We start from the raw sequence: 26,810 nt of genomic DNA on the forward strand, positions 1-26,810 counted from the left end.
GTGGGGGCGGGGGGGGGGGCCGCCCCCCCCCCCCCCCCCCCCCCCCCCCCCCCCCCCCCCCCCCCCCCCGGGGGGGGGGGGCGGGGGGCCCCCCCCCCCCCCCCCCCCCCCGCCGTGAGGTGTGTGGGCCAGACGCCCTGCTGTGCGGGGGATGACTCCGCGGTGCCGGGATGACTGCGCGCCGCGGGGCGCCCGGGCCGGATCAGGCCGTCGTGACCTCGACCGCCGCGAGGTTCTTCTTGCCGCGGCGCAGCACGAGCCAGCGGCCGTGCAGCAGATCCAGCCGCGCCGGTACGGCGTCCTCCGCGGCGACCTTGACGTTGTTCACGTAGGCGCCGCCCTCCTTGACGGTGCGGCGGGCGGCCGACTTGCTGGGGACCAGGCCGACCTCCGCGAGCAGGTCCACCACCGGGGCCAGCTCGGCGACCCGGGCGTGCGGCAGCTCGGAGAGCGCCGCACGCAGCGTCGCCTCGTCGAGGTCGGCCAGCTCCCCCTGACCGAACAGCGCCTTCGACGCGCTCACGACCGCCGCGCACTGGTCGGCGCCGTGGACCAGCGTCGTCAGCTCCTCCGCCAGCGCCCGCTGGGCCGCACGTGCCTGCGGTCGCTCCTCGGTCAGCTTCTCCAGCTCCTCGATCTCCTCGCGGGTCTTGAAGCTGAAGATCCGCAGGAACTTGGAGACGTCGCGGTCGTCCGCGTTCAGCCAGAACTGGTAGAAGGCGTACGGCGCGGTCCGCTCAGGGTCCAGCCAGACCGTGCCGGACTCCGTCTTGCCGAACTTCGTGCCGTCGGCCTTCGTGATCAGCGGGGTGGCCAGCGCGTGCACGTCGGCCTCCGGCTCGACCCGGTGGATCAGGTCGGTGCCCGCGGTGAGGTTGCCCCACTGGTCGCTGCCGCCGGTCTGCAGGACGCAGCCGTACCGCCGGTACAGCTCCAGGAAGTCCATGCCCTGCAGGATCTGGTAGCTGAACTCGGTGTAGCTGATGCCCGCGTCGGAGTTCAGCCGCCGCGCGACAGCCTCCTTCGCGATCATCTTGTTGACCCGGAAGTACTTGCCGACGTCGCGCAGGAAGTCGATCGCCGACAGACCCGACGTCCAGTCCAGGTTGTTGACCATGGTCGCGGCGTGCGGTCCTTCGAAGTCGAGGAACCGCTCGATCTGCCCGCGCAGCCGCTCCACCCAGCCCGCGACGACCTCCGGCGCGTTCAGTGTGCGCTCGGAGTTCGGCTTCGGGTCGCCGATCAGACCGGTCGCCCCGCCGACCAGACCCAGCGGGCGGTTGCCCGCCTGCTGGATCCGGCGCATGGTCAGGATCTGGACCAGATTGCCGAGGTGCAGGCTCGGCGCGGTCGGGTCGAAACCGCAATAGAACGTGACGGGACCGTCCGCGAACGCCTTGCGCAATGCGTCCTCGTCAGTGGAAAGGGCGATCAGCCCACGCCACTGCAGTTCGTCGACGATGTCCGTCACTTCTCTCGCGTCTCCTTCGGTGTGCCTGCAGACGTCTCCGAGGTTATACGCCCTGGCTGACCGAACTCATATTGAAATCCGGCACCCGGAGCGCGGGCATCGCGGCCCGGGTGAACCAGTCGCCCCACTCGCGCGGCAGCGTCTTCTCGGTGCGGCCCGCCTCTGTGGCCCTGGACAGCAGGTCGACGGGCGACTCGTTGAACCGGAAGTTGTTCACCTCGCCGACCACCTCGCCGTTCTCCACGAGGTAGACGCCGTCCCGGGTCAGGCCGGTCAGCAGCAGAGTCGCCGGATCGACCTCGCGGATGTACCACAGGCAGGTCAGCAGCAACCCGCGGGCGGTCGCCGAGACCATCTCGTCCAGCGAGCCCTCACCGCCGCCGTCCAGGATCAGATTGTCGACCCCGGGGGCGACCGGCAGCCCGGTCAGACCGGCGCTGTGCCGGGTGGTGATCAGGTGCTCCAGCTTTCCGCCGCGTACCCAGTCCGTCGCCGACAGGGGCAGGCCGTTGTCGAAGACCGAGGCGTCGTCGCCGGACGCGTGCGCGATCACGAACGGCGCGGACTCGAGGCCCGGCTCGTTCGGGTCGCTGCGCAGGGTCAGCGGCAGCGGCGAGAGCGTCTCACCGACGCGGGTGCCGCCGCCGGGCTTGGAGAAGACCGTACGGCCCTCCGCCGCGTCCCGGGCCGTCGACGACCACATCTGGTAGATCAGCAGATCGGCCACCGCGGTGGGCGGCAGCAGCGTCTCGTACCGGCCCGCGGGCAGGTCGATCCGGCGCTCGGCCCAGCCGAGCCGCTGCGCGAGCTCCGCGTCGAGGAGCGCCGGGTCCACGTCCTTGAAGTCCCGCGTGGAGCGGCCCGCCCAGGCGGACCGTGAGCGGTCCGGGGACTTGGCGTTGAGCTCCAGCGTCCCGTTGGGCTGGTCATGGCGGAGCCGCAGCCCCGTAGACGTGCCGAGGTAGGTGGAGGTCAGCTCGTGGTTGGCGAAGCCGTACAGCTCCCGCTGACCGGCCCGGGCGCGGGCGAAGGCCTCGCCCAGCGCGGGCGCGAAGTCCGCGAAGACGGCGGAGGAGGTCTCGGCGGGCGGGTCGGTGAAGTCGGGGGAGGAGGGGACCGAGTCGACGAGCGGCTGGGCGTCCTCGGCGGGCCCGGCCCCGCGCGCGGCGGCCTCAGCGGCCCGTACGAGCGGCTCGAGGTCGGCAGCGGTGACGGCGGACCGCGAGACGACACCGGACGCGGTGCCCTGGGCGCCGTCGACGGTCGCGATGACGGTGAGGGTGCGGCCGCGGGTGACGCCGTTGGTCGTCAGTGCGTTGCCGGCCCAGCGCAGATTGGCCGACGACTCCTCGTCGGCGATGACGGCACAACCGTCGGCGGTGGACAGCTCAAGGGCGCGCTCGACGATCTCGTACGGCTTGCTGATACGGCTCATCGACCGGCCTCCTGTGTGGTGTTGAGGATGTTCACGCCCCTGAACAGGGCCGACGGGCAGCCGTGCGAGACCGCCGCGACCTGGCCCGGCTGGGCCTTTCCGCAGTTGAACGCGCCGCCGAGCACATACGTCTGCGGGCCGCCTGCCTTCTCCATCGAGCCCCAGAAGTCCGTCGTCGTCGCCTGGTACGCGACGTCCCGCAGCTGACCCGCCAGCTTGCCGTTCTCGATACGGAAGAAGCGCTGCCCGGTGAACTGGAAGTTGTAGCGCTGCATGTCGATCGACCACGACCGGTCGCCGACCACATAGATGCCCCGCTCCACCCCGCCGATCAGATCCTCTGTCGACAGACCGCCCGGATCCGCCTGCAGCGACACATTCGCCATCCGTTGCACCGGCACATGGCCGGGCGAGTCCGCGTACGCACAGCCGTTGGACCGGCCGAGCCCCGTCAGCTTCGCGATCCGCCGGTCCAGCTGGTAGCCCACCAGCGTGCCGTCCTTCACCAGGTCCCACGACTGCGCCTCGACGCCCTCGTCGTCGTACCCGATCGTGGCCAGCCCGTGCTCCACAGTCCGGTCGCCCGTCACATTCATCACCGAGGAGCCGTACGCCAGCTTGCCCAGCTTGTCGAAGGTGGCGAAGGACGTCCCGGCGTACGCCGCCTCGTACCCCAGCGCCCGGTCCAGCTCCGTGGCGTGGCCGATCGACTCATGGATGGTCAGCCAGAGATTCGACGGGTCGACCACCAGGTCGTACCGCCCGGCCTCGACGCTCGGCGCGCGCATCTTCTCCGCGAGCAGCTCCGGGATCTGCTCCAGTTCCCAGTCCCAGTCCCAGCCCGTGCCGGTCAGATACTCCCAGCCACGGCCCGCCGGCGGCGCGAGCGTGCGCATCGAGTCGAACTCGCCGCTGCTCGGATCGACCGCGACCGCGGTCAGCTGCGGATGCAGCCGCACGCGCTGCTGTGTGGTGACGGTGCCCGCGGTGTCCGCGTAGAACTTGTTCTCGTGGACGGTGGTCAGCGAGGCGTCCACGTGCGCCACGCCCTCCGCGCCCAGCAGCCGCTCACTCCACCCCGCCAGCAGCGTGGTCTTCTCCTCGTCGGGTACCTCGAACGGGTTGATCTCGTACGAGGAGACCCACGTCCGCTCCGGGTGCACCGGCTCGTCCGCCAGCTCAACCCTCTCGTCGGAGCCCGCCGCCGCGATCACCTTCGCCGACAGCTTGGCCATCGCGACCGCCTGCCCCGCGACCCTGGCGGCCGCGTCCATGGTCATGTCGACCCCGGAGGCGAAGCCCCAGGCGCCGCCGTGCACCACCCGTACCGCGTACCCGAGGTCCGTGGTGTCCGATGAGCCGGCGAGCTTGGCGTCGCGCAGCCGCCAGGTCGCGCTGCGTACGCGCTCGAAGCGGAAGTCGGCGTGCTCGGCGCCGAGCGCACGCGCCCGGGCGAGTGCCGCGTCGGCGAGGGCCCGCAGCGGCAGCGCCGTGAAGGCTTCGTCGATGGAATGAGGCACGGATGTCTCCTGTCGTTGAGACCGGTCGCCCGATCATGTCGCGCCGGAGGGGGCGTTGCCCAGCGCCATTCTGTAGGGACCCGACAGTGACGGGATGAAGGCGCTGTCAGGGCTCGATTCTCCGTGAGAGGGGCAGGACCGATAGTTTGCGTGAGTACCAGACCGCTACCGAAAGGGTGATCCGTTGAGCCGCTCGGTTCTCGTCACCGGAGGAAACCGGGGCATCGGCCTCGCCATCGCCCGCGCGTTCGCCGAAGCCGGCGACAAGGTCGCGATCACCTACCGGTCCGGCGAGCCGCCGGCCGGCTTCCTGGCCGTCAAGTGCGACATCACCGACGGCGAGCAGGTGGAGCAGGCCTACAAGGAGATCGAGGAGAAGCACGGTCCGGTCGAGGTGCTGGTGGCCAACGCCGGTGTCACCAAGGACCAGTTGCTGATGCGGATGTCCGAGGAGGACTTCACCTCCGTCATCGACACCAACCTCACGGGCACCTTCCGGGTCGTCAAGCGCGCCAACCGCGGCATGCTGCGCGCCAAGAAGGGCCGCGTCGTGCTGATCTCCTCCGTCGTGGGCCTGCAAGGCTCCCCCGGGCAGGCGAACTACGCAGCCTCCAAGGCCGGTCTCGTCGGCTTCGCCCGTTCCCTCGCCCGCGAGCTGGGCTCGCGGAACATCACGTTCAATGTCGTCGCCCCCGGATTTGTCGACACCGACATGACCCGGGTGCTGACCGAGGAGCAGCGCGCGGGCATCGTCGCCCAGGTGCCGCTCGGCCGCTACGCGCGGCCCGAGGAGGTCGCCGCCGCGGTGCGCTTCCTCGCCTCCGACGACGCCTCGTACATCACTGGAGCCGTCATCCCCGTTGACGGCGGATTGGGCATGGGTCACTGATCAAATGAGTGGAATCCTCGCCGGCAAGCGCATTCTCGTCACGGGCGTCCTCACCGAGGGGTCCATCGCATTCCACGCCGCCAAGGTGGCGCAGGAGGAGGGCGCGGAGGTCATCCTGACCGGCTTCGGCCGGCTCACCCTTGTCGAGCGCATCGCCAAGCGGCTGCCCAAGCCCGTCCCGGTCATCGAGCTGGACGTCACCAACCAGGAGCACCTGGACGGCCTCGCGGACAAGATCCGCGAGCACTCCAGCGACGAGTCGGGCCTCGACGGCATCGTGCACTCGATCGCCTTCGGCCCGCAGGGCGCGTTCAACTTCCTCGAGGCCGGCTGGGAGGACGTCTCGACCGCGGTGCAGGTCTCTGCGTACTCCTACAAGTCGCTGACCATGGCATGCCTTCCGCTGATGCAGCGTGGCGGCTCGGTCGTCGGTCTCACCTTCGACGCGACGATCGCGTGGCCGAAGTACGACTGGATGGGCGTGGCCAAGGCGGCGCTCGAGTCCACCAACCGCTACCTCGCCCGCGACCTGGGTCCCAAGAACATCCGCTGCAACCTGGTCTCGGCCGGCCCGATCAAGTCGATGGCCGCGAAGTCCATCCCGGGCTTCGAGGAGCTCGCCGACGTCTGGAACCACCGCGCCCCGATCGGCTGGGACCTCTCCGACCCGGAGCCGGCCGGCCGCGGCGTCGTCGGTCTGCTCTCGGACTTCTTCCCGCGGACGACCGGCGAGATCGTCCACGTGGACGGTGGCGTGCACATGATGGGCGCCTGACCCTCGCGATATCTCGTGTCTCGTGTCTCGTGCGAGAACGACGCCCCGCTCCCCGCCGACTGCGGGGAGCGGGGCGTCGCCCATTCGGCCCCCCGGAGCGCGCGGCGCGCCGTGTCTCCAGCGAGGCTGGAGAGGCAATCCCCCCTTGAGGTGCAGCCGCGGCGAGCGGGCCGCAGTACGGCCGAGGAGGTCCTGCTTGTGCGTACGACCCGCCGCTCCGCCTCCGTAGTGGCCACAGGAGCGCTCCTGCTGTGGACGTCGCCGACGGCCGTCTCCCAGCCCCAGTCCCGTACGTACGAGGCTGACTGCCGCACAGCCGTCGAGGGTTCCTGGGCCACCGCCTTCTGCCACAACCCCTACCCCGGGGCCGACCGCGTCCGGCTGCACATCGAGTGCGAGCGCTGGTGGGACATCGACGTGGACAGCGCGCCCGTCGAGATAGGCCCGGCCGGCTACGCCGAGCTCACCGACCGCTGCTGGAAGGAGATACGCGCGGTGTGGGTCAGTCACCAGCCCGTGCGGGACTCCGCAGGCACATGAACGGACAGCTCGCCGCGCCTTCCCGCTCGCCCTCACATGATCGGCATCCTGGCCGGCCGGGACCGGACGATCGAGGAAGAACGCTGAGATGCGAGACTGATGCCATGCCTGTGCTCGACCCGACCCCCTCGAACGGCCAGAAGAAGCTCCTGCTCGTTTTCGGCGCAATGATCGCCATCACGGTCGTGATCGCGGTGATCGCGTCCATCGCGTCACCCTGACACAGTCGTTGCCCAAGCCCCGGCGAGTGAGCCGAAGGGGCGCGCGGCTGTCGAAAGGGATGGGGGAATGGGGCTAGCACCACCATCCCCTAGGGGGCCAGGCTCAGGGTGAACTGGGTGGGTCACCGGATGGGCCGCCGCACCCATGATCCGTAGGTTTGAAGCAACAAACCGCAGACCTACGGAGGCGGCCATGTCGGCCCACTCGCACACCCGGTCCCACCCGAAGGCCACGGGCAGCGTCGACATCCGGCTGCCGTGGTGGGCACTCGCCCTGCCCATGCTCGCCTTCGTCGCACTGCTCCTGCTGATCGCGGGCCCCGCCCAGGCGCAGGCCACGGGCAGCGAGCCGGCGGTCGGCCAGATCCTCGAGCGCATCCAGCACAGCCTGTCCGGGTGACTGTCCGGTGGCCGGCCCGGTGACCGCCCCGGCGACTGTCCCGCTGTCGGATTCACCCTTCGCGGGGGAGCCCGTCAACACCCTGCGCCCGCTGGCTCATTTCATGCGAAGCTGGGGTGCATGAGCGACGCCGTGTCTTCCGGGGGGACAGCCCCCGGATCCCCCGAGTCCCGCAGGATCGTCCTCCTCCGGCATGCGAAGGCCGACTGGCCGCAGGTATCCGACCATGACCGGCCGCTCGCCGAGCGCGGCCGTCTGGAAGCGGCGACGGCCGGCCGCAGGCTGGCCGATACCGGTATCGCCCTCGACCTGGCTCTGTGCTCCACCGCAAGCAGAACCCGCGAGACCTGGAAGCTGGCGGTGCACGAGCTGCCGCACCGCCCCAAGACGGTGTACGAGGAGCGGCTGTACGACGCCTCCCTCGGCGAACTCATCGCGCTGCTCAACGAGACCCCGGACGAGGTGAACGACCTGCTCGTCATCGGCCACAACCCCGGGGTGCACGCGCTCGCCGACGCCCTCGCGGGCAAGGCCGAGGGTGAGGCGCTGGCCCGGATGACGCAGAGCGGTTTCCCGACCGGGGCGCTCGCGGTCGTCGGCTTCACCGGCTCCTGGAAGACGGTCGAGCACGGAGTGGGCACGCTGCTCGAATTCTGGGCGCCGCACGCGTAATCCCCCTGTCAGGTACGTGAATCGGCCCCGGCGCGCAATCACCGCACCGGGGCCTCTGCCTACCTGGTCCCCCCTCCGGTTTCGCCGCAGAGGTGCCGCTCCACACGCTTTCCAGGCGATCCCCGCCGACGCGTCCGGCCGAGGCACTGGCGAAAGACGGGCCTAGTGCTCCTCGCCCTCGCCGTCCGCGGCCTCGACCTCTTCGCGGGTGATCCCCAGCAGATACAGGACGGTGTCCAGGAAGGGGACATTGACCGCCGTGTGTGCGGCACGACGGACGACGGGCTTGGCGTTGAAGGCGACGCCCAGACCGGCCGCGTTGAGCATGTCCAGATCATTCGCGCCGTCGCCGATCGCGACGGTCTGCGCCAGCGGCACGCCCGCCTCGGCGGCGAACCGGCGCAGCAGCCGGGCCTTGCCCGGGCGGTCCACGATCTCGCCGACGACACGGCCGGTGAGCTTCCCGTCCACTATCTCCAGCGTGTTCGCCGAGGCGAAGTCGAGCCCGAGCCGGGTCTTGAGGTCATCGGTGACCTGGGTGAATCCGCCCGAGACGACACCCACTTGGTAGCCGAGCCGCTTGAGCGTACGGATCAGGGTGCGGGCGCCGGGGGTCAGCCGGACCTCCGTGCGCACCTTGTCCACGACCGAGGCGTCGAGCCCTTCGAGGAGCGCCACGCGCGCGTGCAGGGACTGCTCGAAGTCCAGCTCGCCACGCATCGCGGCGGCCGTGACCTCGGCGACCTTGTCCTCGCAGCCCGCGTGTGCCGCGAACAGCTCGATGACCTCGTCCTGGATGAGCGTCGAGTCCACATCCATGACGACCAGGCGCTGGGCGCGGCGGTGCAGCCCGGCCGACACGACCGCCACATCGACGCCGATCTCGGCGGCCTCGGTGACCAGGACGGTGCGCAGCGCCTCGGTCTCCGTACCGGACACCGCGAATTCCACGGCGGTGACGGGGTACTTGGCGAGCCGGAAGATACGGTCGATGTTCCCGCCGGTCGCGGTGATTCTGGCCGCTATGGCGGCCGCCGACTCGGCGGTGAGCGGGTGCCCGAGCACGGTGACATGTGAACGGCCACTGCCGCGTGGCCGGTTGTCGCCGGTGCCCGAGATGATCTCGGCCTGCAGCTTGAGCGACTCTGCCCAGCCGTGGACGGTGGCGCGGAGCTCGCCCTCGGCGGTGCCGCCGGCGGTCGGAGCGGTGACGAGGACGCACAGGACGATGCGGCCCCGCGTGACGACCTGCTCGATGTCGACGACGTCGACGGAGTAGGCGGCGAGGGTGTCGAAGAGCCCGGCGGTGATCCCGGGACGGTCCTTCCCGAAGATCTTGACGAGAAGGGTGGGTACGTCGGAGGTCTGCGATGCGCTCATGGTGTATCCACCGTATCCGGCGCGCGCGGGGATGAGACGGGGCGTCCCGCCTGCCGGACGGTCCGCCCCCGGGCCCCCGCTCGCGACCCCCGGCCCTGCCCCGGGCGCGGGCGCGCGCACCGCCTCACCTGCGGCCTCTGGGCCTCACCGGCGGCCCCTGGGCCTCCCCGGCGGGGGCGGGCCCTCCTCAGGCGGCGGAGGCGGCTCCCGGTGCGGCGACGGTGGTGGCGGCGGGGGCATCGGGGGCATCGGGCCCGCGACCGTGGGGGCACCGTGGATCTCCGGGGGCGGGCGCAGATACGGGTTCGTGTCGGCGTTCGACGGGCGGTACGGCGGCGCCGGGCGGTACGGACCCGGCAGCCCCGCCGCCCCCACGGCTCCCTCCGTCGGCAGCCCCACCGCTCCCTCCGCCGTGGGCACCGCCGCCGCGGCCCGTTCGCCACCCCGCGTCGCGTACACCAGCAGCGCCCCCACCCCGCCCGCAGCCGCACCCCACGCAGCTCCGAGCAGCAGGGCCATGCCCACCTGACCGTGCAGCTCGATCCCCGCGCCGAACGCGTCGAAGCCCAGCACCGACAGCGACGCGTCCGCCGAGACGTCCGTCAGCCACACCAGCAGCGGCAGCGCCAGTGCCGTCACCACGCCCAGCCGCACCGCGCACCGCCCCGCGAACCCGGCCGCAGTCAGCCCGGCCGCCGGCGTACGCGCCGCCGCCAGCACCCCGGCGTACAGCATCATCACCGCGGTCGCGACCGCCAGCAGCCATACCCGACCGTCCAGTTCGGCCAGCCTGCCCACCGTCACCGGCTCGTCCGCCGAGACCCGCAGCAGTTCGTCCAGCGGATCCGGCAGCAGCTTCGCCAGCTCGCCCGTCGCCTCGCCGTCCCACGGCACGAAAAGGCCCAACGGCACCCCCAGCCACACCCCGTTCGGCGCCCCGAGCAGCGCCGCGCCCGCGATCCTCCTCGGGTGGTCGTCGCCGATCGCCGCGTACGCCGCCGCCGCGTACCCCGCGAGGACCGCGACCAGCAGCACCGCCACGACCGCGGACACCGCAGGCCGTACGGTCCGCCGCACCGCCTGCCACCCCGCCCCGCGCGGCAGTGGCGCACGCCGCGAGGCGAGAAGCGAGATAATCAGCACCCCGAGCACCCAGAACAACGCGCCCGCCAGCGAATCCGCGGTGTTCACGCTGAACCCCACCGACGCCTGCGCGTCCACCAGGTCTCCGAGCCGGTCCGGCAGCAGCCCCCCGATGTCGCCGAGGCCCGGCACCTCGATACCGCCCCCGTCCCCGCCAAGCCCCGGCACCTTGTCGAGGTCCAGCCCCAGCTTCGCCCCGTCGATCGTGATGACGTCGTGACCTGCCCACGCCAACCCGCCGACCATCGCGACGAACAGAGTCACCAATCCGCCCGACCGCGCGGCGAGTTCGGTCCCCGATATGTACGGTCCCGCGCCGCGCAGCGAACGTAGGAAGAAGTACGCAAGGAACAGTGCCCCGACCAGACCCACCCCAAGTGGCGTGATGTCGACGGCCGTCCGCGCCTGTGCACCTTCCAGCCCGAACGCGGACACATCACCTGCCGGAGTGACCGATCCGCCCACCGCGAGCACCACAGCCGCCGCCGTCATCGGCCCGAGCGACCCCGCCGAATCCGCGCCCAGGAGATGCAGTCCGAGGGCCGCGGCACCCGCCATCCCGACCAGCGCCCAGCTCACCGCCGCTACGGACGCCAGCACCACATCGCCCCACGGCACCTTGTCGCCACTGCCGCTCGCGTCCATCGGACCCCCCGATCCCTGCTGGGTTTGACCCAGTTGCCCCCACTCGCGCATGATCCGTACGCACTCGTGGGCGCTTACCACTCTCCGGGGGTGTTTCTCCTCCGTCAACGGGCACCCCGAACGCGGTCTTCACAAGGCCCGGCTTTCAGATGCAGAACCGGGCCTGAAATAGTTCCTCACGATGTTCGCCATCCCTAGACTCCCTGTGATGGGGGTAACTCGGGGGACAACTAGTGGGGCATGGAGTGCAGGAACTCGTACTGGAATTGAACGGAAGGACCTGGACTCTCGATCCGTCCAGGTCGTACACCCTGGGACGTGATCCGCAGGGCGACCTCGTGGTCGACGACGCCAGGGTCTCGTGGCGGCATGCCAGCGTCAGCTGGGGCGGCCGCAGTTGGGTGATCGAGGACCACGGCAGCACCAACGGCACATATGTGCAGGGCCAGCGGATCCATCAGATGGAGATCGGCCCCGGCTCGGCCGTGCACTTGGGCAACGCCACCGACGGTCCGCGGCTGAACCTCTCCGGCGCCGCAGCCGGTGCGTACAGCGCGCAGGGCGCGGTCCCTCAGCAGCAGGCGGTCAAGCAGGCGGCGGCCCAGGCCCCGGTCCAGCAGCCGCAGCAGCAGGGCGCTCCCGGCTGGGCGGCAGCTCAGCAGACGCCGGCTCAACAGCCGCAGCAGGCATGGCAGCAACAGCCGCCGCAGGCACAGGTCCCGCACCAGCAGGGACCGGGTGGCGCGGGTGGCGCCGGCGGTGTCGCGGGGGCTCCGCCGGTGTACGGGGACCGCAGCCCGACCACCTTCCATCAGCTGGCCCTCGGCCGGGTGATGCGCATCGGTCGTGCGCTCGAGAACGAACTGGTCGTCTCCGACCTCCAGGTCTCGCGCCACCACGCCGAGTTCGTGGCCGCGCCCGACGGCCGCTTCGAGATCCGCGACCTCGGATCCCACAACGGCACATACGTCAACGGTCAGCCGATAGCCAAGTCCGGCACGGTGCTCATCGGCCCGAACGACATCGTCGGCGTCGGCCACTCGACATTCCGTCTCGTCGGCGACAGGCTCGAGGAGTTCGTCGACACCGGTGAGATCTCCTTCTCCGCCCGCCACCTCACGGTGACGGTCGACGGCGGCAAGCAGATCCTGCGGGACGTCTCCTTCGGCGTGCCGGAGAAGTCGCTCATCGGCGTCATCGGCCCCTCCGGCTCCGGCAAGTCCACCCTGCTCAAGGCGCTCACCGGCTACCGGCCCGCCAACCAGGGCGACGTGCTCTACGACAACCGCAGCCTCTACAAGCAGTTCGCCGAGCTGCGCCAGCGCATCGGACTGGTCCCGCAGGACGACATCCTGCACAAGGAGCTCACAGTCCGTAAGGCGCTCAAGTACGCCGCCAAGCTCCGCTTCCCCGGCGACACCGCAGAGGCGGAGCGCGAGGCCCGTATCGACGAGGTGCTGCGCGAGCTCAAGCTCGACATCCACAAGGAAAAGAAGGTCACCTCGCTCTCCGGCGGCCAGCGCAAGCGCGTCTCCGTCGCGCTCGAGCTGCTGACCAAGCCGTCGCTGATATTCCTGGACGAGCCGACATCCGGCCTCGACCCGGGTATGGACCGCGACGTCATGCAGCTGCTGCGCGGCCTCGCCGACGACGGCCGCACCGTCCTGGTGGTCACCCACTCCGTGGCCGAGCTGGCGCTCTGCGACAAGCTCCTCGTCATGGCCCCGGGCGGCTCGGTCGCGTACTTCGGACCTCCAGAGGAAGCGCTCAACTTCTTCGGCTACAGCACCTGGGCCGACGTCTTCTCCGCGTTCGAGAACTACCGCGACTACGACTGGGCGGGCCGCTGGCGCGGCTCGCAGCATTACCAGATGTACGCCGCGGACATCGACGCCGTCGCCGCGCAGCAGGTGCACATGCCGCCCGCGCAGCAGATGCGTCCGCCGAAGCCGCAGAGCTGGGGCTCCCAGCTGTGGACGCTGATCCGCAGGTATTCCTCGGTCATTGCGTCCGACAAGGGCTTCCTGGGCCTGATGGTGATCCTGCCGGCGGTCCTCGGCCTGGTCAGCGTGGTCATCCCGGCGAAGTTCGGCCTCGCGCCGCCCACGCCGCCGAGCAAGTTCAACGGCGACGCCGGCACGATCATGCTCATCCTCGCGGTCGGCATGTGCTTCTCGGGCGCGGCCAACTCCGTACGAGAACTGATCAAGGAACGGGTCATCTACGAACGGGAACGGGCCACCGGCCTCGCCCGCTCGGCGTACCTGATGTCCAAGGTGATCGTCCTCGGCGTGATCACGGCCCTCCAGGGTGTCATCATCTGCGCCATCGGCTTCGCCACCCGCGAGCTGCCCGCAGAGGGGCTGATCATGCCCCCGGCCGTCGAGATCTGCCTCGTCGTCATCGCACTCGGCTTCACCTCGATGATGTTCGGCCTGGTCATCTCCTCGCTGGTGAAGACCGCCGAGAAGACCATGCCGCTGCTGGTCATGTTCGCCATCGTCCAGGTCGTCTTCACCGGCATCCTCTTCCAGGTCTACGGTTCGCCCGGCCTGGAGCAGTTCGCCTGGCTGATGCCGTCGCGCTGGGCCATCGCCGGGGCGGGCGCGACGCTCGATCTGTCGCACCTGATGCCGCCGTGGGACCCGGACAAGCCCACCGACCTGGACCCCCTGTGGGAGCACTCGGCGGGCCAGTGGGGCCTGAACATCACGATCCTGCTCCTGATCGGCGTCCTCTGCGGCGTCGCGGTCGCGCGACTGCTGCGCCGCCACGAGCCTGAGGTCATGCGCAAGTAAGGGCCGTCCAGCCGATCCGTAAGGGCCGTCCGGTCCATCCGCAAACGCGCCGAAGGGCGGCACCCCGTGTGGGGTGCCGCCCTTCGGCGTATGCGTACCGCGGCTGTCTGCTCAGCCTCAGTAGGCGCTGTTCACGTTGTCGATCGAGCCGTAGCGGTCGGCGGCGTAGTTGGCCGCGGCCGTGATGTTGGCGACCGGGTCGTACTGGCTGTTGGGGGTACCGGCGACGTGGTAGGCGTCGAACGTCGGCTTGATGACCTGCAGCAGGCCGATCGACGGGACGCCGTTGATCGCGTTGATGTCCCAGTTGTTGATGGCGTTCGGGTTGCCGCTGGACTCACGCATGATGTTGCGGTGCAGCCCGTCGTAGGTGCCGGGGATGCCGTGCTTCTTCATGATGGACAGCGACTCCTTGATCCAGCCGTCAAGGTTGTTCGCGAAGACCGGCTTGCGGGCGGCGGCGCGGCTGGCGGCCTGCTCGACAGCGCGCTTCTTCGCGGCGGCCTTGGCGGCGGCGGCAGCAGCCTTCTTCTTGGCGTCGGCGTTCGCCTTGGCCTTGGCGTGGGCCACGGCCTGGGCGTGCTCCACGGCCTTGGCGTGCTGCACGACCTTGGCGTGCGCCACGGTCTGGGCGTGAGCCTTGGCCGCGGCAGCGGCCAGCTTCTTCGCGGCAGCGGCCTTCTGCTTCGCGGCGGCGGCCTTCTGCTTCGCGGCAGCCGACTCCTGCTTGGCGATGCTCGCCTGCGCAGCGGTGGTCGTGGCGGTGTTGACAGTCTCGGTCTCGGCGGAAGCGTTGCCCGGGACGAGGGAGAACGTGAGGGCTGCGACGCCGGCAGCGGCAATACCGGCGATCGAGACCTTGTGGGCCTTGGTCATACGGGTGCTGGACGCGGACATACAGACATACCTCGTTCGAATAGCGGAAGTCGCATCAGGCCGGGGCGGCGCTGCGCTCCTCGGCGGCGACGATCGCAATTCTTAGCGGCAGCAAAATGCTGTGGCAAAGGTGTGACGTACGACCCGCGGTAGTGGACATGGGTGTCGTGAAGGCACCTTTTTGCCCATTCAGTCCCCGCTCACACGTCCTTTATGTATCCACTAGGGCGGTTCGTAAGTGACGTACGTCCTATGTGCGGGCTCACACTGGGCACAGATCATTCTCACCGTGCGTTGCGTCAGCAATGCAAAGTGTGAGGGCTCTCATTCGGAAGTATGAGGTGGCTGTCGCCAAACTCGTGCCATAGGTAGAGATTCCGCAGCGCCTCCCGGTACGCGCGGCCCAGCGCCTCCCGCCCGGCGACTGCCTCCAGCATCAGCAGATGGGATGCCTCCGGCTCGTGCAGCCCGGTCAGCAGCCCGTCCACGGCGCGTACCCCCCGCCCCGGGGTGATGAACAGGTCCGTCCAGCCCGATGCCGCGCGCACCACGCCGTCGGGACCGGCCGCCGACTCCAGGGCGCGTACGGCCGTCGTACCGACCGCGACAATGCGGCCTGAGCCCACCCGCGCGGCATTCACCAGCCACGCCGTCGTCGCAGGCACCTCGAAGCGCTCCGGGTACGGCGGCTCGTGCGCCTGCGCCGAAGCCACCCCGGTATGCAGAGTGATCGGCGCGAACTGCACGCCCCGGCTCACCAGCTGCGCCACCAGCCGCGCCGTGAAGGGGCGCGCGGCACTCGGCATCTCCGCGGAGCCCGTGCCGTCGGGGGAGGGGACCGCGAAGACCGTCTGATAGGCGGAAAGAGGCTGGTCCCGGGTCGTGTACCCGTATCGGATCGGCCGTCCGTAGCGGCCGAGCAGCCCCGGTACGTCCACCGGGACCGACGCCCACCACAGCCGGTCCGCGCCGGGGGCAAGGGGCTCCTCCAGTACGAGGTGCCCGCCCCCCGGAAGCCGTACGACGGCCCCCGGTGGACCGCCGGCGCGCGGCAGGGTGCTGCCCGATCCGTCGGGGCGGCGCAGCTCCACCGCCCAGCGCCCGTCGTCCCCGCGCGTCGAGAAGTGCACGACGACGACCTCACCGCCGACCCGCCCGCCCACGGCGGCCGACAGTGTCGTGGACGTATTGACCACCAGGACGTCGCCGGCGCGCAGCTGCCCGGGAAGGTCCCCGAAGGCGTGGTGGGACACCTCGGTCCCGCGAGAGACCATCAGCCGTACCTCGTCCCGCCCCGAGCCGCGCACCTCGGGCGGCACCCGGGCCAAGAGCTCATCGGGCACCCGCAGCGCATCCAGCACGGCTGTTCCTCCTGGCACGGTTGAACGGTTGTCGATCTGACGGTTGACGGTTTTCATCGGGGCGACTCCGCGAGCGCGGGGGCCGCATACCGCCCGCTCACCGGCCTTTCTTCGAGCAGCCGCAGGAAGCCCGGCACCACCGACTCCGGCGCCGGGCGCGGGTCCTCGTCGTCCGGGACGGCGGCCGCGTACAGATCCGTCTGCATGTCTCCCGGGTCGACAGTCCAGACCCGCAGTTCCGGCTCCTCGACCGCGAGGACCGCGGCGAGGTGGTCGAGCGCCGCTTTCGAGGCCCCGTAGCCGCCCCACGTCTCGTACGCCTCGGCCCCCGCGTCCGAACTGACCGCGATCACCGTGCCCGCGTCCGCCCCCCGCAGCAGCGGCAGTGCCTCCTGTACGAGACCGAGCGCCGCGACCACATTGGTCTCCAGCGCCGCCCGCAGCCCCTCCAGTGGCAGCGCCTCCAGCCGCACCAGCGGCTCGGCGCCGAGCGCGCTCGCGTTGCTCACCAGCAGGTCGAGCCCGCCGAGCCCGCGGGCCGCGGCCAGCAGCTCACCGCGATGCCCGGCATCGGTGACGTCGCCCGCCACCGCCACCACCCGCGTCCCGTGCGCGCCGATGCCTCGCGCGCTCTCCTGAAGTACGTCCTCGGTCCTGGCGCTCAGCACCAGGTCCCAGCCCCGCCGGGCGAGGGCCGTCGCGAGAGCGCGTCCCAGCCCCTTCGAAGCCCCGGTGATCACCGCTACCGGCATGATGTCCATCTCCTCGTCCGCGTCTTCGGCCCCAACCTAGGAACGCGGCCACTCCCGCCGCCTCGTGCCGGGGACCCCACCCGTCAAGGAACTTCGACCTACGTCCACAGCCCTAAGCGACTGCCGCCCCCGGCCCGATACGGACTGTCACACCCCGCCGGTACCGTGAGGTCATGAGTCACCGACCCGGCTCCGGCCTCGCCGCCGTGAGCACCGCGCTCCTCTCGATGAGCAGGCATCTCGAGGTGCGTGACGTGCTGAAGACGATCGTCGCCTCGGCACGCGAGCTCCTCGACGCCGAGTACGCCGCGCTGGGTGTCCCCGACGACCACGGCGGCTTCGCCCAGTTCGTGGTCGACGGCGTGAGCGACGCGCAGTGGAAGGCGATCGGCCCGCTCCCGCGGCAGCACGGCATCCTCGCCGCCATGCTCAGGGACGCGAAGACGGAGCGCCTCGCGGATGTGCGCAAGGACCCCCGCTTCGAGGGCTGGCCGTCCGCCCACCCGGACATGTCCGACTTCCTGGGCCTGCCGATCATGGACGGCGACGAGACCATCGGCGCGCTCTTCCTCGCCAACAAGAGGTGCCCGAAGCCGGACGGCGGCTGCGGCTTCACCGTCGAGGACGAGGAGCTCCTCTCGATCCTCGCCCAGCACGCGGCGATAGCGCTCACCAACGCCCGGCTGTACGAGCGCAGCCGCGAGCTCACGATCGCGGAGGAACGTTCCCGCCTGGCCCACGAGTTGCATGACGCGGTCAGCCAGAAGCTGTTCTCGCTCAGGCTGACCGCGCAGGCCGCGGCCGCCCTCGTGGACCGCGACCCCGCCCGCGCCAAGGGCGAGTTGCAGCAGATCGCGGAGCTCGCCGCCGAGGCCGCGGACGAACTGCGCGCCGCTGTCGTCGAGCTGCGCCCCGCCGCCCTCGACGAGGACGGCCTGGTCAACACCCTCCGTACGCATATCCAGGTCCTGGACCGGGCGCACACCGCGCGGGTCACCTTCGACAGCAGCGGCATCCGTGCGCTGCCCGCCGCACAGGAGGAGGCCATGCTCCGGGTCGCCCAGGAGGCCCTGCACAACGCACTGCGGCATTCCGGCGCCGGCGAGGTCGACGTGGTCCTGGTCCGCCGCGGCCAGGGCGCGGTCCTCAGCATCACTGACAACGGCAAGGGCTTCGAGCCGAGGGCGGTCCGCCGGGCCGGGCGCCATCTGGGACTGGTCTCGATGCGCGACCGGGCGAGCGGCGTCGGTGGAAGGCTCACCGTGGAATCGGCGCCCGGAAAGGGCACCACGATCGAGATGGAGGTCCCCGGTGGCTGAGGCTGTGCCCAATGCGAAGACCGGGATGATCCGTGTGCTGCTGGTCGACGATCACCAAGTGGTCCGCCGGGGGCTGCGTACCTTCCTCGAGATCCAGGACGACATCGAGGTCGTCGGCGAGGCGGCGGACGGGGCCGAAGGGGTGGCCCGCGCCGAGGAGTTGAAGCCGGACGTGATCCTGATGGACGTCAAGATGCCCGGCACCGACGGCATCGAGGCGCTGCGCAAGCTCCGCGAACTCGCCAACCCCGCAAAGGTGTTGATCGTCACCAGCTTCACCGAACAGCGTACGGTCGTGCCCGCCCTGCGCGCGGGCGCGTCGGGTTACGTCTACAAGGACGTGGACCCGGAGGCGCTGGCCGGGGCGATCCGCTCCGTACACGCGGGCCATGTGCTGCTCCAGCCGGAGATCGCGGGCGCGCTCCTCTCGCAGGACGCCCCGAGCAACGGCACGGGGCGCGGCACCACCCTCACCGAACGCGAGAGGGAGGTGCTGGGCCTGATCGCGGACGGCCGCTCCAACCGCGAGATCGCCCGGGCGCTCGTGCTGTCCGAGAAAACTGTCAAGACCCACGTCTCGAACATCCTGATGAAGCTGGACCTGGCGGACCGCACCCAGGCGGCGCTGTGGGCCGTCAGGCATGGCCTGACGGACTAAGCGGACCGTCTCGCTCCGGTCTGAGATTCATACCGTCGGGTGGATGTCACCTGTCCGGCGCATCCTGATCGACTCCGCGGCGTTGTCCATGGCGTGCTGTGGCGGCTGGCCGCAGCGAATGCTCAGGAGGATTTCGAAGTGAAGAACCTGAAGAAGGCCGCTGCCCTCACCATGATCGCCGGTAGCCTCGTCGCCGCCAGCGCGGGTGTCGCGTCCGCCACCAACGGTGCGCACGCGGACGGCGCGGCCGTGGGCTCCCCTGGCGTTGCCTCCGGCAACGTGGTTCAGGTCCCGGTCCACGTCCCGGTGAACGTCGTCGGCAACACCGTGAACGTCATCGGCGCCCTCAACCCGACGTTCGGGAACTACGGCTACAACGGCTGACCGGTTCACACCCCACGGCAACCACCGACCCAGTTTCCAGGGGTCGTGGTTGCCGTGGCCGTGGCCGGGGGCGTTGGTGGTTGCTGTCCGGTGGTGGATTCGCGGGCGAACCCTGTTTCCAGGGGTCGTGGTCGCCGTGGCCAGGCGAACCCACCCACCGCGCCGGGTCCGAAGGGATCCCGGAACCCGCACCCCGGACCCCGCGCCCCCCGTCGGCGCGACCGCCCCGCACTCCGGGTCAGGGGCCCGCACCCCCGCGCCCCCGTCGGCGCGACCTGCCTCAGTGGGACCCGCGTTCCCGTTCCTCCACATACGCGTTGTACGCCGCCACCTGTGCCCGTCTCGCCACCCGTTCCACCGGGCGCAGCGCCTCCACCCGCGCCGACATCTCCGACGCGCTCACCGCCCCGCCGTGGCCGTTCTCGTACGCCACCGAGATCAGCAGCCCGACCCGCTGAGCCAGCTCCAACACCCGTACCGCCCGCGGCGGATACCCCGGCGCCAGCGCCTCGCGGCCCCGCTCGGCCCGCGCCCGGTACGCGTCGATCGCCGCCTCCGCCACCGGGCCCGACGCCGCCACATCGAGCCGCGACAGCACCTCCGTCGCCTCCCGAAGCGCCTCGGCGAGCTCCCGCTCCGCCTCCCCGAGCGAGGGCACGTCCGCCGGCGGCGCCTCCCGTACCGGCAGGCAGTGCCAGACGACCTCCACATGCTGATCACCCGCGGGCCCGGCCTCGTACACCTCCGGCACAAGCCCGTACGCAGCACCCGAGGCGACGACCGCCTCCTCCGCGTCGAGCGCCCGCGCGTTGAACTCCGGCGGTCCGCTGAGCCCCAGCGGATGCCCCGGCGTGGGCAGCGCGACCCGGAACCCGGTCACCCCGAGCGTCCGCAGCCGCCCCAGCGCGAGCGTGAGCCCGACCGGGCCCGCCTCGCCCGGCAGACCCTCCACCCGGTGCACCGCGTCGTCGGCGACGATCGCGAGCGCCGCGTCATCGGGAGATACATATCCGGCCAACAGGGCATTTCCCCATGCGGCCAGCCGTCCTGAGCGTGGTTCGGAAAGCATGGACCCAGCCTAGGGACCGGACCGGGGGACCGGGCCACTCGACCGGTGGCGTAGGTTTTCCCTGGGAGCCGCGCCCACAGGTGCACAAACGCCCCCCAACTACCTCAAGACGATTGCATGGGGAGACAACGCGCTCATGAGCGATGTACTGGAGCTGGTGGACGTATCCGTGGTCCGCGACGGACGCGCTCTGGTGGACGACGTCTCCTGGTCGGTCAAGGAGGGCGAGCGCTGGGTCATCCTCGGCCCCAACGGCGCCGGCAAGACCACCCTCCTCAACATCGCCTCAAGCTACCTCTTCCCGACCACCGGCACGGCGAAGATCCTCGGCGAGCGCCTCGGCGGCGTAGACGTCTTCGAGCTCCGCCCCCGCATCGGCATGGCCGGCATCGCCATGGCTGAGAAGCTGCCCAAGCGCCAGACCGTGCTGCAGACCGTCCTCACCGCCGCGTACGGCATGACCGCCACCTGGCACGAGGACTACGACGCCGTCGACGAGGAGCGCGCCCGCGCCTTCCTCGACCGCCTCGGCATGACCGACTTCCTGGACCGCAAGTTCGGCACCCTCTCCGAGGGCGAGCGCAAGCGCACCATGATCGCCCGCGCGATGATGACCGACCCCGAACTGCTGCTCCTCGACGAGCCGGCCGCCGGTCTCGACCTCGGCGGCCGCGAGGACCTGGTGCGCCGCCTCGGCCGCCTCGCCCGTGACCCGTACGCCCCCTCCATGATCATGGTCACGCACCATGTCGAGGAGATCGCACCGGGGTTCACCCACGTCCTGATGATCCGTCAGGGCAAGGTGCTGGCCGCGGGCCCCATGGAGACCGAGCTGACCTCCCGCAATCTCTCGCTCTGCTTCGGCCTGCCGCTCCTCGTCGAGCGCACCGGCGAGCGCTGGACTGCCCAGGGCCTCCCCCTCGGCTGACCAACGGTCCCGGGTCGGGGCGGCTGACCTGATCCGGACCCTGCCTTCGCCCCCTGTCCCTGCCACGACCGGCGGACCTACCATGACCATGTGGAAATCGACGCATGGGTGTGGTGGCTGATCGGTGCGGTCGGACTGGGCATTCCGCTCGTCCTGACAGCGATGCCCGAATTCGGAATGTTCTCCGCCGGAGCAGTGGCCGCGGCCGTCGTCGCGGCGCTCGGCGGCGGCACGGTGGCCCAAGTGCTCGTCTTCGCCGCGGTATCCGTCGCACTCATCGCGGTCGTACGCCCGATCGCGAACCGCCACAGAGCCCAGAGCCCCAGGTTCGCCAGCGGCATCGACGCGCTGAAGGGCCGTCAGGCCGTCGTCCTGGAGCGGGTCGACGGCAGCGGCGGCCGCATCAAACTCGCCGGCGAGGTATGGTCCGCACGCGCACTCGACGCGGACATGTCCTACGAGGCGGGCCAACAGGTCGACGTTGTGGAGATCGACGGAGCCACCGCCGTGGTCATGTGACAGAGAGAAGCCGAACGCCCCCCACACCAGCCCGTGTTCTGGGAAACTCGATCATCAGAATCATCCGGCAGCGAAGGGCACAGGGAACACGATGCAACCGATCATCATCGTCCTGATCATTCTGGTGGTGCTGGTCTTCATCGCCCTGATCAAGACGATCCAGGTCATCCCACAGGCCAGCGCCGCCATCGTCGAGCGCTTCGGGCGCTACACCCGCACCCTCAACGCGGGCCTGAACATCGTCGTTCCGTTCATCGACTCGATCCGCAACCGCATCGACCTGCGTGAACAGGTCGTCCCCTTCCCGCCCCAGCCGGTGATCACCCAGGACAACCTGGTGGTCAACATCGACACGGTCATCTATTACCAGGTGACCGATGCCCGGGCCGCCACGTACGAGGTCGCCAGCTACATCCAGGCGATCGAGCAGCTCACCGTCACCACCCTCCGCAACATCATCGGTGGCATGGACCTCGAGCGGACCCTGACCTCCCGCGAGGAGATCAACGCGGCCCTGCGCGGCGTCCTGGACGAAGCCACCGGCAAGTGGGGCATCCGCGTCAACCGCGTCGAGCTCAAGGCGATCGAGCCGCCCACCTCCATCCAGGACTCGATGGAGAAGCAGATGCGCGCCGACCGTGACAAGCGCGCCGCGATCCTCACCGCGGAGGGCATCCGCCAGTCGCAGATCCTCACCGCCGAAGGTGAGAAGCAGTCCGCGATCCTGCGCGCCGAAGGTGAGGCGAAGGCGGCCGCCCTGCGCGCCGAGGGCGAGGCCCAGGCCATCCGTACGGTCTTCGAGTCCATCCACGCCGGAGACGCCGACCAGAAGCTCCTCGCCTACCAGTACCTCCAGATGCTCCCGAAGATCGCCGAGGGCGACGCCAACAAGCTCTGGATCGTGCCCAGCGAGATCGGCGACGCGCTCAAGGGCCTCAGCGGCGCCATGGGCAACTTCAACCCGATGGCAGGCATGGGCGGCGGCTCAGGATCCGGATCCGGCAAGTCCGGCGGCGGCAACGGCACGGAGCGCCGCGAACAGCCCCCCATCGACTGACCAGGCAGCCCCTCAGGCATGATCGGTGCATCCGGCACCGATCATCGAGGGGCACAGCGTGACCATCTGGGAGATGCTCGCCGTCTTCGCCGCGGGTATCAGCGCCGGCACGATCAACACCATCGTCGGCTCGGGAACGCTGATCACCTTCCCGGTGCTCCTTGCCACCGGCCTCCCCCCGGTCACCGCCACCGTCTCCAACGCCCTCGGCCTGATCCCCGGCTCGATCAGCGGAGCCATCGGCTACCGCGCCGAACTCACCGGCCAGCGCAGCCGCCTCCTTCGCCTGGGCATCGCAGCCGCGATCGGCGGCATCAGCGGAGCCGTACTCCTGCTGATGCTGCCCTCCACGGCCTTCGAGACGATCGTGCCGATACTGGTCGCGCTCGCCCTCGTCCTGGTGATCCTCCAGCCGCGCATCACCAAGGCAGTCCAGCGCCGCCGCGACCGCAACGGCACCCACACCCATCCCGACGGCGGCCCGCTCCTGTTCACCGGACTGCTGCTCGCCAGCGTCTACGGCGGCTACTTCACCGCGGCCCAGGGGATCATCTACATCTCCCTCATGGGCATGCTGCTCGACGACACCATGCAGCGCCTCAACGCCGCCAAGAACGTCCTCGCCGCCGTCGTCAACAGCATCGCCGCGCTCTTCTTCCTCTTCGTCGCGGACTTCGAGTGGACGGCCGTCCTGCTGATCGCGGTCGGCTCCGCCATCGGCGGCCAGTTCGGCGCGAAGATCGGCCGCCGCCTCCCGCCCACCGCGCTGCGCGCGCTGATCGTGGTGGTCGGCACCGTCGCCATCGTCCAGCTGCTGCTCCGCTGACGCACGAGGGCCCGCCCTCGTCCGAGAGCGGGCCTTCACCGACTGGTCCTCGCCGTTACGCGGGTCCTCGCGCTACGCGGCGGGCTGGGCCGCCAGCCACCCCGGCAGCTCCGACCGCTCACCGGCCCGCATTCCGAGCAGCATCGCGTCCGCCGGAGACGGTATGAAGGGCTGGTGCAGCAGCGGCATCCCAGCCTGGTCCGGCGTACGGTCCGCTTTGCGGTGGTTGTCCTCGGCGCAGGACGCCACCGTGTTCAGCCAGCTGTCCGCACCACCGTGCGACCGCGGCACCACGTGGTCCACGGTCGTGGCGCGCCTTCCGCAGTACGCGCACCGGTGCTGGTCCCGTACCAGCACACCCCGCCTCGACCACGGCGCCTGTCTTCGGAACGGCACCCGGACATAGCGGCACAGCCTGATCACCCGGGGTACCGGAAGATCGACCGCGGCGGCACGCACACGGAGTCCGGGGTGGGCCTGCTCGACAACGGCCTTGTCCTGCAGCACCAGCACCACAGCACGGTTGAGTGTCACCGTCGACAGCGGCTCGAAGCTCGCATTCAGCACCAGCGTGTCACGCATCTCGCCCACCTCCCGTTCGCCGGCCCAGCCCGTTGCGGGCCTTGGGCTTGGATCAACTCTGGCCGGGCGCGCCGAGATGGACAACGCAATAAAAGATGCCCTGCCCTGATCTCTCCAAGACCAGGGCAGGGCAAACAAGAAACGAACGCTGAGCTCTACGAGGGACCCTCGTACTCGGCGATCAGCTGCGCACGGGCCAGCGTGTGGAACCGCAGATTGAACCCCACGACCGCGGGCGAGGCATCCGCGTCCGGGCCGAGCTTCTCGGTGTCCACCGCGTACACCGTGAACACATAGCGGTGGTTCTCACCGGCAGGCGGAGCGGCGCCGCCGAAGTCCTTCGACCCGTAGTCGTTACGGACCTGAACCGCGCCCTTGGGCAGTCCCTCGGACTTCCCGCTGCCCGCACCCGCAGAAAGCTCCGTGACCGACGCCGGGATGTCGAAGAGCACCCAGTGCCAGAACCCACTGCCCGTGGGTGCGTCCGGATCGAAGCACGTCACGGCGAAGCTGCTGGTCCCGGCCGGGAAACCCTCCCACCGCAGGTGCGGTGAGGTGTTGCCCGCCGCGTAGACCTGGGCGTCCTTCAGCACCGACCCCGGCGCGATGTCATCACTCACCACCGTGAACGACGGCACCGCCGGATGAAAGTCGTGCGGAAGCGGCGCCCTCTTGAGCTCGGTCACGTCTGAACCTCCGATTCGGCTGCCTGCCTGCCTGCCGGATCCGAGCCTAGAGCCAGTTACGACGCCCACCGACATCCGCGAGCCACTGGTTGAGGTACGCCGCCCAGTCGGTCGACTGGAAGTCGTGGTGCCCCACCTTGAAGGCCTTGTACGAGTCGCTGCCCTCGCTGAACAACCCCGGCTTCTTGTCCATCTCGAGGATGACGTCCATCTCGCGGTCGTCCGCGACGAACGTCAACTCGATCTGGTTCAGCCCGCGGTACTGCTGCGGCGGGAAGAACTCGATCTCCTGGTAGAACGGCAGCCGCTGCCGCGTCCCACGGATGTGCCCGCGCTCCATGTCCGCGCTCTTGAAGCGGAAGCCCAGCTGGATGAAGGCGTCCAGGATCGCCTGCTGCGCCGGCAGCGGGTGCACGCTGATCGCGTCCAGGTCGCCCGAGTCCAGGGCCCGCGCGATCTCCAGCTCCGTCGTCACTCCGATGTTCATCCCGCGCAGCTGCTGCCCGGCGATGCTCGTGACGGGGGTCTCCCAGGGAATGTCCAGCCCGAACGGGACCACGTGCACCGCCCCGGCCGTCACCGTGAACGCGCCGCCGAGCCGCTGCTTGGTGAACTCGATGTCCTGCCTGACCTCCTGGTCACCGCCCTCGACCTCGACCCGCGCCTGCAGGCCGACGGAGAGCCCCTCGATCTGCTGATCCACCGAGCCGCCCTGGATGCGCACCTCGCCCTGGACGACACCGCCCGGTACGACGTTCGCCTCGGTCAGCTCCGTCTCCACGGAAGCACCGCCGGCACCCATGCTCGCAAGCAGCCTCTTGAAGCCCATGTCCACTCCTCCTTGGTCCTGACCTCTACATACGCGCGACGACCGTAGTCGGTTCCCCGGTACTCTCGGACGCCATGATCGAGAGCCCCGACCGTACGCCGCTGCCCCGGGAGTTCTTCGACCGCCCTGTACTGGAGGTCGCACCCGAACTCCTTGGCTGCACCCTGGCACGCCTGACCGACGACGGCCCCATCGAGTTGCGCCTCACCGAAGTAGAGGCGTACGCGGGAGAGATCGACCCGGGCTCCCACGCCTACCGCGGCCGCACAGCACGCAACGACGTGATGTTCGGCCCGCCCGGTTACGCGTACGTCTACTTCACCTACGGCATGTGGCACTGTCTGAACGTGGTGTGCGGCCCCGAGGGCAGGGCGAGCGGGATCCTGCTACGCGCCGGTGAGATCCGAGTGGGCGCCGATCTCGCCCGCAAACGTCGGTTCTCGGCCCGTCACGACAAGGAACTGGCCAAAGGCCCCGCCCGCCTGGCCACGGCCCTCAACGTCGGCCGCGCCCTGAACGGCACCGACCTCTGCACCGGCGGAGACGCCCCACTGTCCCTGCTCCCCGGTACCCCGCCCGCTGCTGACCAGGTGCGCAGCGGCCCCCGCACGGGGGTAGGCGGTGCGGGGGCCCACCACCCCTGGCGTTTCTGGATCGAGGGCGATCCCACGGTCAGTCGCTACCGGGCGCATGTCCCGCGCCGTAGGGCAACTTGACTCGCGTTGTTCAGACGCCTAACGTAGCCCGAGCCGCTTGAGACGGGCCCTGCCGTTCGGCAACCCGAAGTGGCCATCCACTACTTACGACGAACCCAACCGGGTGCGATTTCGGCATGCCGAAATTCCGCCTTGAGGACTCGATTATGAGTCGCCTCGGGAATCGGCTAAAGTGGTGAACACGCCGAAAGGCGAAAGGCCTCTCCAATCGGCCGCTGGATTCGAATTCCTCACCGGAAACGGAATGGAAAAAGAGTCTGGTAGGGTTGGAAACGCAAGACCGAAGGGAAGCGCCCGGAGGAAAGCCCGAGAGGGTGAGTACGAAGGAAGCGTCCGTTCCTTGAGAACTCAACAGCGTG

27 protein-coding genes are annotated in these 26,810 nt (G+C 70.0%); 15 read left to right on the forward strand and 12 right to left on the reverse strand.

Annotated elements, in window-relative coordinates:
- Positions 1 to 202: 202 nt before the first annotated feature.
- From tyrS to ACFYWY_RS36765, 3 genes are read right to left on the reverse strand one after another with little or no spacing between them, the layout of a single operon-like run.
- On the reverse strand, positions 203 to 1,471 hold the full coding sequence (gene tyrS, locus ACFYWY_RS36755; protein WP_389195406.1) for a tyrosine--tRNA ligase: 1,269 nt from the start codon (positions 1,469 to 1,471) through the stop codon (positions 203 to 205).
- Between the two features lie 43 nt (positions 1,472 to 1,514).
- Complete coding sequence (locus ACFYWY_RS36760) at positions 1,515 to 2,906, reverse strand: metallopeptidase TldD-related protein (RefSeq protein ID WP_389195409.1); 1,392 nt, start codon at positions 2,904 to 2,906, stop codon at positions 1,515 to 1,517.
- On the reverse strand, positions 2,903 to 4,426 hold the full coding sequence (locus tag ACFYWY_RS36765; RefSeq protein ID WP_389195412.1) for a TldD/PmbA family protein: 1,524 nt from the start codon (positions 4,424 to 4,426) through the stop codon (positions 2,903 to 2,905). Before ACFYWY_RS36765 ends, ACFYWY_RS36760 begins: the two co-directional genes overlap by 4 nt.
- 184 nt (positions 4,427 to 4,610) lie before the next feature.
- Between ACFYWY_RS36765 and fabG the strand changes: the two genes are divergently transcribed.
- The 6 genes from fabG to ACFYWY_RS36795 all read left to right on the forward strand — a co-directional run bounded on the left by fabG (position 4,611) and on the right by ACFYWY_RS36795 (position 7,923).
- Positions 4,611 to 5,315: a 3-oxoacyl-[acyl-carrier-protein] reductase gene (fabG, locus tag ACFYWY_RS36770; protein ID WP_389195414.1), complete on the forward strand. Its 705-nt coding sequence runs from the start codon at positions 4,611 to 4,613 to the stop codon at positions 5,313 to 5,315.
- Positions 5,316 to 5,319: 4 nt separating this feature from the next.
- Positions 5,320 to 6,090, forward strand: coding sequence for an enoyl-ACP reductase FabI (fabI, locus tag ACFYWY_RS36775; protein WP_389195417.1), 771 nt, complete (start codon positions 5,320 to 5,322; stop codon positions 6,088 to 6,090).
- Between the two features lie 198 nt (positions 6,091 to 6,288).
- Entirely contained in the window at positions 6,289 to 6,630 is a 342-nt protein-coding gene (locus tag ACFYWY_RS36780; protein ID WP_389195420.1) for a hypothetical protein, read from the forward strand.
- Between the two features lie 104 nt (positions 6,631 to 6,734).
- Positions 6,735 to 6,851, forward strand: coding sequence for an SGM_5486 family transporter-associated protein (locus ACFYWY_RS36785; protein WP_389195423.1), 117 nt, complete (start codon positions 6,735 to 6,737; stop codon positions 6,849 to 6,851).
- A 193-nt stretch (positions 6,852 to 7,044) separates the two neighbouring features.
- Positions 7,045 to 7,251, forward strand: coding sequence for a hypothetical protein (locus ACFYWY_RS36790; RefSeq protein ID WP_389195425.1), 207 nt, complete (start codon positions 7,045 to 7,047; stop codon positions 7,249 to 7,251).
- Between the two features lie 120 nt (positions 7,252 to 7,371).
- A complete protein-coding gene (locus ACFYWY_RS36795; protein ID WP_389195428.1) occupies positions 7,372 to 7,923 on the forward strand; it encodes a SixA phosphatase family protein in 552 nt (183 codons plus the stop codon).
- Positions 7,924 to 8,085: 162 nt separating this feature from the next.
- Here the strand turns inward: ACFYWY_RS36795 and serB are convergent, their stop codons facing one another.
- Both serB and ACFYWY_RS36805 read right to left on the reverse strand, forming a co-directional pair.
- Complete coding sequence (serB, locus tag ACFYWY_RS36800) at positions 8,086 to 9,303, reverse strand: phosphoserine phosphatase SerB (RefSeq protein WP_389195431.1); 1,218 nt, start codon at positions 9,301 to 9,303, stop codon at positions 8,086 to 8,088.
- Between the two features lie 144 nt (positions 9,304 to 9,447).
- Positions 9,448 to 11,091, reverse strand: coding sequence for a streptophobe family protein (locus ACFYWY_RS36805; protein ID WP_389195433.1), 1,644 nt, complete (start codon positions 11,089 to 11,091; stop codon positions 9,448 to 9,450).
- Between the two features lie 233 nt (positions 11,092 to 11,324).
- On the opposite strand from ACFYWY_RS36805, the gene ACFYWY_RS36810 reads away from it, so the two are divergent.
- The gene (locus tag ACFYWY_RS36810; protein WP_389195436.1) at positions 11,325 to 13,889 is read left to right on the forward strand and encodes an FHA domain-containing protein; all 2,565 of its coding nucleotides are present in this window, start codon (positions 11,325 to 11,327) and stop codon (positions 13,887 to 13,889) included.
- A 117-nt stretch (positions 13,890 to 14,006) separates the two neighbouring features.
- Here ACFYWY_RS36810 and ACFYWY_RS36815 read toward each other — a convergent pair whose 3' ends face one another.
- The 3 genes from ACFYWY_RS36815 to ACFYWY_RS36825 form a co-directional block, all read right to left on the reverse strand.
- On the reverse strand, positions 14,007 to 14,786 hold the full coding sequence (locus ACFYWY_RS36815; protein ID WP_389195439.1) for a transglycosylase SLT domain-containing protein: 780 nt from the start codon (positions 14,784 to 14,786) through the stop codon (positions 14,007 to 14,009).
- Between the two features lie 278 nt (positions 14,787 to 15,064).
- Positions 15,065 to 16,183, reverse strand: a complete 1,119-nt coding sequence (locus ACFYWY_RS36820) for an S-adenosylmethionine:tRNA ribosyltransferase-isomerase (protein WP_389195441.1) — start codon at positions 16,181 to 16,183, stop codon at positions 15,065 to 15,067.
- Positions 16,180 to 16,878: an SDR family NAD(P)-dependent oxidoreductase gene (locus ACFYWY_RS36825; protein ID WP_389195444.1), complete on the reverse strand. Its 699-nt coding sequence runs from the start codon at positions 16,876 to 16,878 to the stop codon at positions 16,180 to 16,182. Before ACFYWY_RS36825 ends, ACFYWY_RS36820 begins: the two co-directional genes overlap by 4 nt.
- Before the next feature lie 173 nt (positions 16,879 to 17,051).
- Between ACFYWY_RS36825 and ACFYWY_RS36830 the strand changes: the two genes are divergently transcribed.
- From ACFYWY_RS36830 to ACFYWY_RS36840, 3 genes are all read left to right on the forward strand, one after another.
- The gene (locus ACFYWY_RS36830) at positions 17,052 to 18,197 is read left to right on the forward strand and encodes a GAF domain-containing sensor histidine kinase (RefSeq protein WP_389195447.1); all 1,146 of its coding nucleotides are present in this window, start codon (positions 17,052 to 17,054) and stop codon (positions 18,195 to 18,197) included.
- 25 nt (positions 18,198 to 18,222) lie between these two features.
- Complete coding sequence (locus tag ACFYWY_RS36835; protein WP_389195477.1) at positions 18,223 to 18,855, forward strand: response regulator; 633 nt, start codon at positions 18,223 to 18,225, stop codon at positions 18,853 to 18,855.
- 138 nt (positions 18,856 to 18,993) lie between these two features.
- The gene (locus ACFYWY_RS36840; protein ID WP_389195450.1) at positions 18,994 to 19,239 is read left to right on the forward strand and encodes a chaplin family protein; all 246 of its coding nucleotides are present in this window, start codon (positions 18,994 to 18,996) and stop codon (positions 19,237 to 19,239) included.
- A gap of 280 nt (positions 19,240 to 19,519) precedes the next feature.
- Here the strand turns inward: ACFYWY_RS36840 and ACFYWY_RS36845 are convergent, their stop codons facing one another.
- On the reverse strand, positions 19,520 to 20,308 hold the full coding sequence (locus tag ACFYWY_RS36845) for a hypothetical protein (protein WP_389195453.1): 789 nt from the start codon (positions 20,306 to 20,308) through the stop codon (positions 19,520 to 19,522).
- A gap of 136 nt (positions 20,309 to 20,444) precedes the next feature.
- On the opposite strand from ACFYWY_RS36845, the gene ACFYWY_RS36850 reads away from it, so the two are divergent.
- From ACFYWY_RS36850 to ACFYWY_RS36865, 4 genes are all read left to right on the forward strand, one after another.
- The gene (locus ACFYWY_RS36850) at positions 20,445 to 21,236 is read left to right on the forward strand and encodes an ABC transporter ATP-binding protein (RefSeq protein WP_389195456.1); all 792 of its coding nucleotides are present in this window, start codon (positions 20,445 to 20,447) and stop codon (positions 21,234 to 21,236) included.
- 90 nt (positions 21,237 to 21,326) lie between these two features.
- Positions 21,327 to 21,755, forward strand: coding sequence for an NfeD family protein (locus ACFYWY_RS36855; protein WP_389195459.1), 429 nt, complete (start codon positions 21,327 to 21,329; stop codon positions 21,753 to 21,755).
- Positions 21,756 to 21,846: 91 nt separating this feature from the next.
- Positions 21,847 to 22,812: an SPFH domain-containing protein gene (locus ACFYWY_RS36860; protein WP_389195461.1), complete on the forward strand. Its 966-nt coding sequence runs from the start codon at positions 21,847 to 21,849 to the stop codon at positions 22,810 to 22,812.
- Between the two features lie 58 nt (positions 22,813 to 22,870).
- Positions 22,871 to 23,638, forward strand: coding sequence for a sulfite exporter TauE/SafE family protein (locus ACFYWY_RS36865; protein WP_389195464.1), 768 nt, complete (start codon positions 22,871 to 22,873; stop codon positions 23,636 to 23,638).
- Positions 23,639 to 23,710: 72 nt separating this feature from the next.
- On the opposite strand, the gene ACFYWY_RS36870 is transcribed toward ACFYWY_RS36865, so the two are convergent.
- The 3 genes from ACFYWY_RS36870 to ACFYWY_RS36880 form a co-directional block, all read right to left on the reverse strand.
- Complete coding sequence (locus ACFYWY_RS36870) at positions 23,711 to 24,220, reverse strand: HNH endonuclease (protein ID WP_389195467.1); 510 nt, start codon at positions 24,218 to 24,220, stop codon at positions 23,711 to 23,713.
- Positions 24,221 to 24,375: 155 nt separating this feature from the next.
- Complete coding sequence (locus ACFYWY_RS36875; RefSeq protein WP_389195469.1) at positions 24,376 to 24,906, reverse strand: YbhB/YbcL family Raf kinase inhibitor-like protein; 531 nt, start codon at positions 24,904 to 24,906, stop codon at positions 24,376 to 24,378.
- 46 nt (positions 24,907 to 24,952) lie between these two features.
- The gene (locus tag ACFYWY_RS36880; protein WP_389195472.1) at positions 24,953 to 25,735 is read right to left on the reverse strand and encodes a sporulation protein; all 783 of its coding nucleotides are present in this window, start codon (positions 25,733 to 25,735) and stop codon (positions 24,953 to 24,955) included.
- A gap of 74 nt (positions 25,736 to 25,809) precedes the next feature.
- On the opposite strand from ACFYWY_RS36880, the gene ACFYWY_RS36885 reads away from it, so the two are divergent.
- Entirely contained in the window at positions 25,810 to 26,451 is a 642-nt protein-coding gene (locus ACFYWY_RS36885; protein WP_389195474.1) for a DNA-3-methyladenine glycosylase, read from the forward strand.
- The last annotated feature ends 359 nt before the right edge of the window (positions 26,452 to 26,810 follow it).

This window comes from Streptomyces sp. NPDC002870 (assembly GCF_042888505.1).
Lineage (GTDB): Bacteria > Actinomycetota > Actinomycetes > Streptomycetales > Streptomycetaceae > Streptomyces.